Annotated in this window: 12 protein-coding genes; 7 read left to right on the top strand and 5 right to left on the bottom strand. The window is 48.0% G+C overall.

Annotated features, from left to right (window positions below; all coding sequences use genetic code 11):
* Positions 1 to 206 precede the first annotated feature (206 nt).
* From QUB26_RS19035 to cax, 3 genes are all read right to left on the bottom strand, one after another.
* A complete protein-coding gene (locus tag QUB26_RS19035; RefSeq protein WP_333246962.1) occupies positions 207 to 2,276 on the bottom strand; it encodes a serine/threonine-protein kinase in 2,070 nt (689 codons plus the stop codon).
* Between the two features lie 960 nt (positions 2,277 to 3,236).
* Positions 3,237 to 3,413 (bottom strand): hypothetical protein, encoded by a 177-nt coding sequence (locus tag QUB26_RS19030; protein WP_333303042.1) that lies wholly within the window; start codon positions 3,411 to 3,413, stop codon positions 3,237 to 3,239.
* 11 nt (positions 3,414 to 3,424) lie between these two features.
* Positions 3,425 to 4,546, bottom strand: coding sequence for a calcium/proton exchanger (gene cax / locus QUB26_RS19025; RefSeq protein WP_333246489.1), 1,122 nt, complete (start codon positions 4,544 to 4,546; stop codon positions 3,425 to 3,427).
* A gap of 46 nt (positions 4,547 to 4,592) precedes the next feature.
* Between cax and QUB26_RS19020 the strand changes: the two genes are divergently transcribed.
* The 3 genes from QUB26_RS19020 (at position 4,593) to QUB26_RS19010 (ending at position 5,917) form a co-directional block, all read left to right on the top strand.
* Positions 4,593 to 4,718 carry a hypothetical protein gene (locus QUB26_RS19020; RefSeq protein ID WP_333303040.1) on the top strand — a complete coding sequence of 42 codons (126 nt, stop codon included), beginning with the start codon at positions 4,593 to 4,595 and terminating at the stop codon, positions 4,716 to 4,718.
* 108 nt (positions 4,719 to 4,826) lie between these two features.
* On the top strand, positions 4,827 to 5,297 hold the full coding sequence (locus QUB26_RS19015; protein ID WP_333319218.1) for a GNAT family N-acetyltransferase: 471 nt from the start codon (positions 4,827 to 4,829) through the stop codon (positions 5,295 to 5,297).
* A gap of 83 nt (positions 5,298 to 5,380) precedes the next feature.
* Positions 5,381 to 5,917, top strand: a complete 537-nt coding sequence (locus tag QUB26_RS19010) for a GrpB family protein (protein ID WP_333319216.1) — start codon at positions 5,381 to 5,383, stop codon at positions 5,915 to 5,917.
* Positions 5,918 to 6,243: 326 nt separating this feature from the next.
* On the opposite strand, the gene QUB26_RS19005 is transcribed toward QUB26_RS19010, so the two are convergent.
* Together QUB26_RS19005 and QUB26_RS19000 are read right to left on the bottom strand one after the other, a co-directional pair.
* Positions 6,244 to 7,569, bottom strand: coding sequence for an ATP-binding protein (locus QUB26_RS19005; RefSeq protein ID WP_333319214.1), 1,326 nt, complete (start codon positions 7,567 to 7,569; stop codon positions 6,244 to 6,246).
* Between the two features lie 239 nt (positions 7,570 to 7,808).
* Positions 7,809 to 8,183 (bottom strand): response regulator, encoded by a 375-nt coding sequence (locus tag QUB26_RS19000; RefSeq protein ID WP_190659809.1) that lies wholly within the window; start codon positions 8,181 to 8,183, stop codon positions 7,809 to 7,811.
* A 380-nt stretch (positions 8,184 to 8,563) separates the two neighbouring features.
* On the opposite strand from QUB26_RS19000, the gene QUB26_RS18995 reads away from it, so the two are divergent.
* From QUB26_RS18995 to QUB26_RS18980, 4 genes are all read left to right on the top strand, one after another.
* Complete coding sequence (locus tag QUB26_RS18995) at positions 8,564 to 8,980, top strand: VOC family protein (protein WP_333319212.1); 417 nt, start codon at positions 8,564 to 8,566, stop codon at positions 8,978 to 8,980.
* Positions 8,981 to 9,047: 67 nt separating this feature from the next.
* Positions 9,048 to 9,644 carry a Uma2 family endonuclease gene (locus QUB26_RS18990; RefSeq protein ID WP_333244607.1) on the top strand — a complete coding sequence of 199 codons (597 nt, stop codon included), beginning with the start codon at positions 9,048 to 9,050 and terminating at the stop codon, positions 9,642 to 9,644.
* A gap of 154 nt (positions 9,645 to 9,798) precedes the next feature.
* Positions 9,799 to 10,998 (top strand): FAD-dependent monooxygenase, encoded by a 1,200-nt coding sequence (locus tag QUB26_RS18985; RefSeq protein WP_333244610.1) that lies wholly within the window; start codon positions 9,799 to 9,801, stop codon positions 10,996 to 10,998.
* Positions 10,999 to 11,252: 254 nt separating this feature from the next.
* The gene (locus tag QUB26_RS18980; RefSeq protein ID WP_333244613.1) at positions 11,253 to 12,068 is read left to right on the top strand and encodes an alpha/beta hydrolase; all 816 of its coding nucleotides are present in this window, start codon (positions 11,253 to 11,255) and stop codon (positions 12,066 to 12,068) included.
* Positions 12,069 to 12,095: the final 27 nt, after the last annotated feature.

The raw sequence follows: 12,095 nt of genomic DNA, 5'->3' as shown, positions 1-12,095 counted from the left end.
GTCCCGCCCGTCTTTTTTGGACGGGCGGGACGCCCATCCCACTTTCAAGAGTGGAAGTTATTTAATTCTCATTCCTAATGACTATTGATACCACTAAAAAAAACAATGCAACTATAAGCCATTACTTCAAACCTTACAAAATCAGTCATTACCAATTCTCAAATCTCACATCTCAAATCTCAAATCTCAAATCTCAAATAGTAGCACTATGGCATTCGCCAAATCTTAATAGTGCGATCGGGACTGGCGCTCACAAAAGTCTTGCTATCTCTGGAAATAGCAACCGAACTCACAAACTGACTGTGACCCGAAAGACTGCTTCTTTCTTTTCCCGTCTTCAAATCCCAAACTATAATATCTCCGCCCCCGCTGATCAAAGTGCGGCTGTCCGGGCTAAAGGCGATCGTCCTCACCCAGCTCGAATGCCCTTTAAAAGTGCGGGTGCGCTTCCCGTCTTGTACGTTCGACAAACGGATCGTGTTGTCGGTGCTAGCACTAGCCACAATTTGCCCGTTGGGGCTAAAAGCCACAGCATTAACCGGGCCCCCGTGACCTGTGATAATTCTTCTGACTTCTCCGGTACCGAGATTCCACAAACGCACAGTCTTGTCCTGGCTGCCGCTAGCGAGAGTTTTACCATCCCGGCTCAAAGCGATCGCGTTTACTCCCCCCGCGTGGCCGCTCAAAGTCCGCAACCTGCTGCCGGTTCTGACATTCCACAAGCGAACAGTTTTGTCATCGCTGCCGCTAGCGAGAGTTTGACCGTCCCTGCTAAAAGCGATCTCGTTGACGGCGGCTTTGTGAGCGGCAATTGTCCGCATCCGTCGCCCCGTCTTCAAATCCCAGAGAATCACATTATTGTCGTCGCCCCCACTGGCCAAAATCGAGCTGTCCGGGCTCACCGCCACCGTCTTGACCGATTTTTTAGAATGCACCGAATTGAGAGTCCGCACCAGGCGTCCCGTCCTCACATTCCAAATTCTAATCGTCCCAAAGCTTGCGCTCACCAAAGTTTGACCGTCAGGCGACAGGGCGATCGCATTTACACTCCCGACATTATCCAAACTTCTTTGCAAAAAATGAGTGGTAGGTAAAGTCGAAAGCAGCCACACGGGGTTTGCCGGAAACACCCCGTAACGCAGGGAACCGTAAATTTGAGACGCGCCAATACTCACCATCAAAACAGCCGTGCCCGCCAGCAACTTCTTTTTCCAATCAAAAACATCTTTCTGGCTCTTGTTCAATCCCGAATTCAGAGGTCTGAGGCGGTTTATGGAACTCTGCTTCTTCGCCCCACCCTCCCCGGCAGTTGCGCGAATTTTAGTTTGCCCCGTCGTCGGCAACTGAGTCGGCACCTGAGTTTCTGCGCCGTCGAGATTAATTTCCTCCAAACACTGCAAAACCATCTGGGGACTTTGAGGTCGATTCCCCGGAAAAGGCGCCATCAGATAATCGATCACATTAGCCACGGAGTCGGAAACTTGAGGAGCTCCTTTGCGCCACATTAATCTGCCCGTGCGCGGATTCTCTGGAAACGCAGTCGGCGGCTTTCCAGTCAGCAAATAAACAAAAGTGCGCCCCAGAGCAAAAAAATCGGACTGCGGAACAGCCTTGCCATTTGTTTGTTCCGGCGGCGTGTAGCCGGGGGAAACAATACCAGTTACATTTTGCCCCTGGCCCACCTTAGCGAAATAAGTCGCCGAAACTTCCCGAGCAGTCCCGAAGTCAATCAGCACTAACTGCCCGTTTGGCTTGCACATAATATTGTGCGGCTTGATATCCCGATGGAAATAGTTGAGGCGGTGAACTTGGTCTAAAATTTCCGACAGTTGTTTGAGCCAGTTTACAGCTTGTTCTTGACTAATCGGGCGGCCCCGATGTTTCAGCCAGTCTTGCAAATTGGCCCCAGCAATTTTCTCCATCACCAGACAGTGAAAAGACTCTGTGCTGTGAGCTGGCGTAAATGTAAAATAACCGTCGCGATCGACTTTTGGAATACCTGGATGTCTGAGCCTGACCAATACGTCAGCTTCTTGCTTAAACAGTTCTACAGCTTTGGGATGTTCTTTGAGCAGGACTTTGAGCACTCTTCGGGCGCCGTTGTCGTCCACTTCAAATGTTCTGCCAAAGCCGCCGCCTCCGAGAGGCGCGACTAGCCGATATCGACCTTGCAACAAAAGTTCTGACCCGCAGTGGATACACGCGGATTTGCCAGAGTTGGCTGGATCGGAGGGATTCGGGCATTTGGGATTGAGGCAATAACTCACAGAAGCCACATAACCCTGATTGAGGTTGCTCTATCAAGTTTTACTTTGACACTGCTCTACAAAAGTTGGCTAAACTTATCTAAGTTTCACCATTCAACTAGAAGTATTTTCTAGAGGGTCTGATTCCTGCTTCTGCCAAGAGAGTCGGCTCTTACTTGTCCACAGGCGTAAATTCGGGTGGAGCAGCACCCTATTTTTGAAGTCTCTACAACTATTTATTATTGTCGAAGCTTTTAGCCATTGTTTAACCATTATTTTCAACCAATTTAACGAATCGTGGTATCCCGTTCGACCTTTTTATAGGCTGGTCAGTTTTAAATCGACCGTCGTTTACTGCTACACAAAAGTTGGCTAAACTTATTTAAGTCTCACCATTGAATCAGGATTGCTCCTGAATGGCCTGCTTCCTGCTTCACCCAAGGGAGTCGGCTCCTTCTTGTCCACAGGCGTTAATTCGGGCGGAGCAACGCCCTAATTGATGTAATTTTAGTTGAAGCTTTTAGCCATGAGTCATCCCATATTTTCAACCAATTTAACGAAACGCGGACTCCCGTTCGACCTTTTTACAGGCTGGTCAGTTTTGACTTGCACGCTCGGTTTACTCTCCCAGATAATTAAACCTTTGTTTTCGGCACTGATGTAATCATACCGCCCAGAAGGTTAACCAGTCCAGTTAAGTATGACTAATTTTGGTGAACTTTTTGGCTATTGAGTTCAACTCAATTTTCAACTTATGACGATCGTAGCACACCTAGTAAAAGACTCATGAGCACCCTTGATTGAAATCTTCCAACGTCTCTGAAGTCGAGGGAGGCTTTAGTCTTGCTTGACTTCAGCATCCCGTGTTTTTGTATAACCGGGGCAGTGCGATCGAACGATCGGCTTGAGGCCAAAGGTTTTGTTATTTGTCACAGCCGATCGAGGTCACAAATCCCTGATGAGAGCACATAATGTACAAACAGACCAGAACTAATAACGAGAGAGCAGCCACATTTCAATTGTACGATCGCAACCACCATTCTCGAAGAAAGAAGTGAGAGTGGGAGAGTGGGCGAGTGAGGGAGTGGGAGAGTGGGAGAGTGGGCGAGTGAGGGAGTGAAAAAATCTGCCTTCTTCCCTCGAACCTCTTCCCTCTTCCTTCAGCACAAGAAAGCCTTTTAAACAAGTCCCTCAATTACCGGATGGAAGTAGAACGCCAGCGCCAAAACCGTATAAGCTGCCAAGAGCAAAGTACCTTCTAGCCAGTTAGAATTGCCATCAGAACTGATAGAATTGGCGATCAGCACCGACACCGCAACCGCTACAAGTTCAAACGGGTTGAAATTCAAGTCCATCGGTTGGCCCAAGACAAAACCTGCCAAAACCAACACCGGCGCAACAAACAAAGCAATTTGCAAACTCGAACCCACGGCCACAGAAACCGACAAATCCATTTTATTTTTCATCGCCACCGTCACCGCTGTTGTATGTTCGGCTGCATTGCCAATAATCGGCACTAAAATCACCCCGGTAAACAGTGATGTCAGCCCCAAACGCGCCGTCGCTTCTTCCAGAGTACCCACCAACAGTTCCGACTCGACAGCTACCATCAGGGTACAGGCCAACAGCACCCCAATCCACAGCGGCAGATTGACTTTGTGGTCAGGACTGTCTGGTGCTAAGTTACTTTCAGCTAATTCTTCAAGCATTTCTATTTCTGCTACCCCCGCATCGTACAGATAACTGTGGGTTTTCATCGAAAACAGCAGCGTCAGCACGTAGACGACAATCAGGACTATAGCAACAGCGCTAGAGAGGTTCTGCATAGTTTCTGCAGGGATGCCCGTAGAGGTGGCATTAACTGCAGTCGGCACCAAAATGGCAATCACGGCTAAGTTCATCGCTGAAGCGTTCAACCGGGCGACTATCGGCTGAAATTCTTGTTCTTTGTAACGCAAGCCGCCCAGCAGCATCGCAAATCCCATCACCAGCAACAGGTTACTCATAATTGAACCGGTGATGCTGGCCTTGACAACATCTATTAGTCCGGCGTTGAGGGCGACGATGCCGATAATCAGTTCCGTGGCATTTCCGAAGGTAGCGTTCAGCAAACCCCCCAAGTTGGCGCCGAGGACGACGGCGATTTCTTCGGTGGCCGTCCCCATCCAGGCGGCTAGAGGGATGATGGCTAAAGCCGAGGTGACGAAGATTGTGGAGGATTCCCAGCCGAGAAAGTGTCCGGCGATGGAAACTGGGATAAATAACAGCAGGCTGGAAATAATTGTATTTGTGTTTAGCATTTAGATTCTCAAAAGCTGCCAACCGTCAATCATAGCCTGTGACCAAATGAAAAAAAGGGCGAGGGTGAGGGATTTGGGTGTTTGCTTAAAGCTGGGGGTGGGCGATCCTCTTCTGCAAGCTTCGCTAACGGGCGATCGCTGCATTGCGGCTTTCACGGATGTGACAAACTAAGAGAGCGATTTGTTTAGCCGATCGGTTCAATGGATTTTTTTATTCGATTAGCTTCCTTAGAAGACAGTCCTAAGTTAACAACTTTAATTCCTGATTCTGCTAGAGCTTGTGCCTGCAAGCTACTATAGTTCAGAGCAGATTGAAGGCGCACTGGGCATAGTTTTTGGGGTTGATACTCAACTGATTCTAGACCAAACATACTTTGTTGCTCAGAACAATCACCAAATTGTTGGTTGCGGTGGTTGGAGTAAGCGTAAAACGCTTTATGGAGGTGATTCAGGCAAAAATAATCCAGAAGACAGCCTGCTCAACCCAGACAGCGACTCGGCAAAGATTCGTGCATTCTTTGTTCATCCAGCCTGGCCACGTCGAGGAATTGGAAGTCTGATTATGCGAGTATGTGAACTGGCTGCTGAGCGTGCTGGATTTAAGGAAGTTGAGATGATTGCGACGCTGGCGGGAGAGCCATTTTACACAAAATTTGACTATCAGGCGATCGAGCGGTTTGAAATTTCTCTCCCAAACAGTCAGTTCCTCCCCGTTGTCCGTATGTTTAAGAGCTTTGGGCGCAACCCGTAAAAAATGAGGTCTAATAAAATCTGTTTCGGTTAAATGCGATCGTAAAGCAATGAGATGACAAAAAAAGCAAATAAATATCAGCGATGTCAAGAAAACTAGATTTTTTCAAAGTAGAAGTCGTCCCGCACGATCCAACTTGGCGAAGCGCCTTTGAAACTGAGTCGAAACTGATTGCACTTGCACTTAGGGACAATGTGGTTGCTATACATCATATTGGTAGCACAGCCATTCCACAAATTCATGCAAAGCCGATCATCGATATGTTAGTTGAGGTTAAAGATATTACTAAAGTTGATGTACAGAGTTCAGCACTTGAGGCATTAGGTTATGAAGCAATGGGTGAGTTTGGGATATCGGGCCGTCGTTTTTTTCGCAAGGGTAATGAAGCAGGGATTAGAACACACCACGTTCACGGGTTTGAAGTGAACTCAGCGCAGATAGAGCGCCATTTAGCGTTTCGAGATTATATGATTTCCCATCCTGAAGACGCGCAGCAATACAGCGAACTAAAGAGAAAACTTGCCCAAAAATACCCTGATAATATTCAAGGGTACATGGACGGAAAAGATGGTTTCATTAAAGCAATGGATCTGAATGCGGCTAATACCAATTTTTTATGAGGCTCCGTAGAATCCGATCACCCTGGCGTCCCCCGCGTCCGGGGGGGGACAAGAGTCCGATCTTTCGTCCCCCGACTATCAGGGAGATGCGAGGGGGATCGAGATATGTGCAACTTCACATTAAATTGGTATTAGAGACTACTAAATAATTACAAAAAATGCAAATGTCCTGACAAAGAATTAGCACAACATTTTTCTTTAAATAAAAAGATAATTAAATCTAGATTGTCTGATTTGGCAGAGTCGGGTTTTCCTATCCATTTGACTAATACTGCTGTGAGTCAGGTGGAAGAAGTGACGCGGGACCAGACAACGGGCTCAACTACTTAGGATTCTAAGGGTAGAGAAAGGGTGAATACAGCCCCTTGACCGGGTTTACTATTGGCTGTAATACTGCCTCCATGCGCTTCAATAATGCGTCTGGCAATCGCTAGACCCAGACCAACCCCATTCTTACTAGAGCGGCTCGTGGTGTAAAACTGTTCAAAAATGCGAGGTAAATCGGTTTCAGGAATGCCGCTTCCCTGGTCTCGAATTGAAATCAGAGCCTGTTGCTTGTTGCCAGAGGCAGCAATGAAAATACAAGCATTGGGGGTAGAATACTTAATCGCATTGTCTAAGAGATTCAAAAAAGCCTGTAATAAGCGTTCCGAATCGCCCATAATCCGAAGGTCAGCAACATCAACTTCTACAGTCACGTTTTTAGCCTGCATACGAACTTCCATTGCTCTAATCGCACGGCTGATGACACTTTCTAAGGCAATGGCTTGGATTTCTAATAGCGTGACACCCGCTTCTAAGCGTCCTAAATCAAGCAAATCGTTAATCAAGCCCGAAAGCCGCTTCGTCTCGTCTTTGATGGTTTGAAAGAAGCGATCGCGCAACTCCAGCTCATCCACAGCGCCACGCTCCAGCGCATCAATGGTGACTTGAACGTTACTCACAGGCGTCCGCAGTTCATGGGAAACATTCGCTAGGAAGGCTCTGCGTTCGTTGTCCAATGATTTCAACCGTTCACTCATACGATTCAGTTCCGTTGCGAGTTGGTCTAGTTCATTGCTTTGACGAATCAGGAGTTTGTCATCAAACTGTCCTCTACCCACGCTAATCGCAAAGTTTCGCATCACCTCAATGGGTTTAGAGAGACTGCGGGCTAATCGATCGCTGACCAAGGTACAGATAAGAATGGTAATGCCAAGGGCAGCTAAAATTGTCCATATCACCCTTACAAACTGTTTCTGAAACTGTTCTAAAGTAATCGAGATGCGTAATATCCCCAACATCTGACCGTTGCGAGTCATCGGTTTGACAATATAGAGGCGATCGTCCGTTGATAAAACCCCTTTAGCCATGCCCTGCACCGAATGACCGTGTAGTCCTTCTGAAACGCCAGGTATCAGCAGCCAATTGGTGATTTGTCGATCTGTTTGAGGGTTAGAGGTGGCTAGCAGCGAACCTTGGGCATCAAGGACACGGAGTGTGATATTGGCGGGTGCCCCATAGCGCCGGACAATGATCTGCACCTGTTGCATATCTTTTTCTTCGAGGGCATCTGCAACGCTCTCGCTCAGTGCTGTTGCCCAGTTTTCTAAATTTGTCTGACGAGACTCCATGAAAAAGGCATAAAACGTCCATAGGATGTAACCAGACATAAGCGAGGTTCCTAAGACGATCAGGAGCAGGTAGGTAACCAAGAGCTTCGTGTGGATTGAATTCCACCGAAGAGAGGCTAACCATCTGCTCGGGAAGGAGTCTTGGGCAAAAAGTTTCATCGGCTCAAACATGGCTGGGATAAATGGTGTATCCGTTGCAAGTGCTCCTAACCTAGCGCCATTGGTCACGGATTGAGCCAACCGAGCTATCAAACCCTTGAAGGATGCCTTAACCGCTTTTAAGTAGATTCCGCATGATGGCGGCGCAGCAAAGCTTTAATCCGTGCGAGCAATTCCTGCGTATTGAAGGGTTTGGTCACATAATCATCTGCCCCTGCCTCTAAGCCCAACACTTTATCCATATCTTGGTCTTTAGCCGTTAGCATCAGTATAGGCACATTAGAAAAAGCGCGGATACGCCAACACACTTCCATCCCATCAACTTCTGGCATCATCAGATCGAGCAGAATGATATCGGGTACTTGCTTGTGGAATTGTTTGATCGCGCTGTGTCCATCTGGTGCTGTAGTGACCTCATAGCCTTCCTTTCTCAGTGAGTAAGCAAGGCTTTCACAGAGTGGGGCTTCGTCGTCTACCAACAAAAGATGCGGCATGAGTATAAATAGTTACATTTCATATGGAGTATCTCAAAGGCAGGATTAACCGACATCTACCTTGAGAGGTAAATCGTCTTGGTTCTGCTCAGGTTTTGCTGCTTACAAATACTAGGCAGCAAAACGATGGACAGTTACGAGCGGTTATACCAATTTAATGTGAAGTTGCACATATCTCGATCCCCCTCGCATCTCCCTGATAGTAGGGGGACGAAAGATCGGACTCTTGTCCCCCCCCGGACGCGGGGGGCGCCAGGGTGATCGGATTCTACGGGGCCTCATAAAAAATTGGTATAAGTGGCGATCGTCTCATTAAATTTATGAGATTGGAAGTGGCAATTATTGATGTTAAGCCTAATATGACTGGAGCAACATAACCCATGAGTGATATCGGTCTCACACACATCGCACTGCCCGTTTCTGATGTCGATCGCAGTATTGAATTCTACTCTAAGTATGCTGGAATGCAGGTCGTTCACCGCCGCATCGATGCAGAAACTGGTGTTGCTGTGGTCTGGCTCTCCGATCGCACTCGCCCTTTTGTAATTGTCCTAATTCAAACAGACTCCGTACATCCCGTTCTGTCTCCCTTGGCACACCTCGGAGTAGGTTGCAAAAGCCGCGAATATATGGACGAACTCTGCGACAAAGCACGTCAAGAAGGCGTATTGCTTGAGGAACCAAAAGATTCTGGATATCCGATCGGCTACTGGGCTTTTTTGCGAGACCCGGACGGTCACACCCTGGAACTATCCTACGGGCAAGAAATCGGATTAACAGTGGAGGATGCTACTTAAAGTTATAATAAACAAATCGCCCTCCAAACCCGATCGTTTCTCATCTGGAAATAGACTGGAGAATCAAATGACTGCAGCAATCATCGCACCACCCAGAAAAGAATCACCCCTTCTGTTTGACGGACTCACTTGGAGAGAGTTCAAAGCAGTTGAGCAATTGTTAGACCGTCCAGGATATCGACTGTCTTTCCTGGATGGAGTTTTGGAGATTAAACTAATGCCGGGAGAACCCCACGAAATTGTTAAAGCAAGAATTGGTGCATTGGTGGAACTGTACCTGCTGATGGCGGGGTTTGACTTTACTCCAACTGGCTCAATGACTCTGGAAAGTGAAACCGGAAAAGTCAAGCGAGAGGCGGATGAATCTTATAAACTTGCTCCTGGTCGCAGGCTACCCGATCTGGCGATCGAGATCGTGTTTTCCAGTGGCGGGATCGACAAGCTGGAGGCATACAAGCGGCTGAAAATTCCTGAAGTGTGGTTGTGGGAAGATGGATTGTTAGAGGTTTATCACCTCCGGGGAGAGGGCAATACACTTCATTATGAAAAGGTTTCCAGTAGTGAGGAAGTGAAAGGAATCGATTTGGATTTGTTGTTGCGTTGCATCAATATGGTGAATCATGTTGATGCGATTAAGACTTTTCGGCAAGCACTCCAAAAATAGCTGGGATTAAGAAACTTCTCCAAAAAAGCAGGTTTTGAACAGGAAGGATGCCTGTTCCACAATAATTATGGGAGATGTCTAATAGATTGTCGCGCACCCTTTAACCACCTCTGTTCGCATCTCAATATCCGCAACAAGCAATGGAAAATACCAAATGACACAAGTTGTAATTGTGGGATCGGGGCCAACTGGTGCGGCACTTAGTTTGCTGCTGGTGAAACGAGGTATTGCTGTAACGTTGGTTGAGGCTGCAAAAGATTCGTATCGAGTGTTTCGCGGTGAAGGGTTAATGCCCAGCGGATTGGATGCGATCGCACAAATGGGCTTATCCACAATGCTAGAAGGTGTTCCACACCGACAAATTGATGCCTGGGAGTTCATTGTGGGCGATCGACAACTATTTCGAGTTGATGAACCAATGGGGTCAAATCGACCTTGTACACTGGTATCACAACCGCCTTTGCTAGAAACACTAATTGTAGAAGCTCAATTGCATCCAGAGTTTGAATTTATCTCAGGTGTGCCGGTCAAAGATTTACTGTACAACAACGATCGCATTGCGGGTGTAAAGCTAGGAGATGGGCGAGAGATTCCTGCTGCACTTGTGATTGGCACAGATGGTAGAAACTCGGTTGTACGACAACGTGCAGAATTAGAGTTAGTAAAACAGCCGAATAGTATAGATGTTCTGTGGTTTAAACTTGCCGCTCATCCTCGGTTTGTGGCGGATAATGTATTTTATTCCATCCTGAATGGCGGTAGCGGATTCAGTGTCTTTCACGGGGCAGAATCAGGAAAACTTCATCTGGCTTGGGTGCTATCTGCCGATGACAAAACTGATTGGAAACACACAGACTGGGCAGAAACTTTCGCATCGCGATCGCCTGCGTGGATGGCTGAACATTTCCGCAACTGTGCCGATACGATCGAATCTCCGATGCGATTATCTGTTGTGGTTGGTCGCTGTCCGCGCTGGCATCGACCAGGAATCATACTTTTGGGGGATGCGGCACATCCGATGTCTCCGGTTCGCGCTCAAGGAATTAACATGGCGTTCCGCGATGTAATTGTTGCCGCCAATCACCTTGTACCTTTATTGAAAGCAGGGGCTAATTCCGAGGATATTGACTTAGCATTATCGCGGATTCAGGCAGAACGCGAACCGGAAATTATTCGCGCCCAACAACTGCAAGCACAAGAAGCGTGGAAAGGCGAACAACTGCGAAAAAATGGATTATTGCGTTTATTGATGATGCAAGCTGCTCCGTTTTTGGGTGAAAAAATTAAACAATTTTGGGTAAAAGGACAGTATGAATTGCGCCAAGGAGTAACAGATGTAAAATTGGTTGTGTAAAATGAGGAAATTGAAACCTGACTTACCCGTCCCAACCAAAGAAACCGGGTTTTTACCTTTTCTGCGATGCTCTAATATCAATTCCGGTTGTATCGGAATGATTAAACCACAGAGGGCACAGAGGACACAGAGAAAGAGAAGAGAGAGATAATAATTCCGATGTTAACGGATTTGATATAACCGAGTATTTTTGCGAAAAATCCGGTTTCTGACTACCCGTGCGTCTAGGATTATAAAACTTAGGAGAAGTTTTTATGCGATCGACAAATATCAAAGGACCGATCGGCACTATTCACATCATCGAAGCCAGCCCCCCTGTCACCGCTGCGGAATCCGAGTCGCTGCCGGTGGTGTTCGTGCACGGTATGACGGTTTCTGCGAGCATCTGGGAGGCGCAGCTTGCCCATGTCGCCCGTACCCGACGCGCGATCGCCCTTGATATGCGGGGACACGGTGATTCTGCACCGCCGGAGGACGGCAACTATGCGCCCGCCTCCTGTGCAGCGGATGTTTTCGCGGTGCTCGATGGGCTGGGACTCGATCGAGTGGCGATCGTCGGGCACAGTTTCGGTGCTTGTATTGCCCTCGCCACAGCAGCCAGCGCCCCGCACCGCATCGCGCAGTTGATTCTGGCAGACCCACCTGGAGATTTTACCAAGGTGCCTGCAGATGTGCACGAGGCACGCATCGTCCCCTACCAGAGGGCTCTGGAGACGGATGATTGGCGGGCGGCTGTGGAAACCAGTTTCAATGAGGCGCTGACAGGAAGCAGGGCCCATACGCGCGATCGGATTCTCGCTTGCTTGGCGGCGACTCCACAGGATTGCCTGTCTGGAATGTCTCGCGGGATGTTTGCCTTTGATGCTGTTGATAATCTCGATCGCTACCTAGCAGCCCCTGGAACGCGGGCCCACGCGATTATTGCTCCCTCAAACACTTTTCCCTTCAGCCTCCACATCCTCCGTCCCACACTGACGACAAGTACGCTACCCGATACTGGACACTGGCTGATGCTGGATGCGCCGGAGGCCTTTGCTAGGGAACTTGATATCTGTTTGAAAGGTGTTTAATATAGATTTCGACAAAATCTGTTAGTT

The sequence above is a fragment of the Microcoleus sp. B4-C1 genome, from assembly GCF_036705285.1.
Lineage (GTDB): Bacteria > Cyanobacteriota > Cyanobacteriia > Cyanobacteriales > Microcoleaceae > Microcoleus.
This window is presented reverse-complemented; position numbering and strand designations above follow the sequence as displayed.

Bases quoted from the DNA above. Each gene is read 5' to 3' on its own strand.
- QUB26_RS19010 (WP_333319216.1), top strand. From the start codon at position 5,381: ATGTCAAGAAAACTAGATTTTTTCAAAGTAGAAGTCGTCCCGCACGAT.
- cax (WP_333246489.1), bottom strand. From the start codon at position 4,546: ATGCTAAACACAAATACAATTATTTCCAGCCTGCTGTTATTTATCCCA.
- QUB26_RS19020 (WP_333303040.1), top strand. From the start codon at position 4,593: ATGAAAAAAAGGGCGAGGGTGAGGGATTTGGGTGTTTGCTTAAAGCTG.
- QUB26_RS19000 (WP_190659809.1), bottom strand. From the start codon at position 8,183: ATGCCGCATCTTTTGTTGGTAGACGACGAAGCCCCACTCTGTGAAAGC.
- QUB26_RS18990 (WP_333244607.1), top strand. From the start codon at position 9,048: ATGACTGCAGCAATCATCGCACCACCCAGAAAAGAATCACCCCTTCTG.
- QUB26_RS18980 (WP_333244613.1), top strand. From the start codon at position 11,253: ATGCGATCGACAAATATCAAAGGACCGATCGGCACTATTCACATCATC.
- QUB26_RS19005 (WP_333319214.1), bottom strand. From the start codon at position 7,569: ATGTCTGGTTACATCCTATGGACGTTTTATGCCTTTTTCATGGAGTCT.
- QUB26_RS18985 (WP_333244610.1), top strand. From the start codon at position 9,799: ATGACACAAGTTGTAATTGTGGGATCGGGGCCAACTGGTGCGGCACTT.
- QUB26_RS18995 (WP_333319212.1), top strand. From the start codon at position 8,564: ATGAGTGATATCGGTCTCACACACATCGCACTGCCCGTTTCTGATGTC.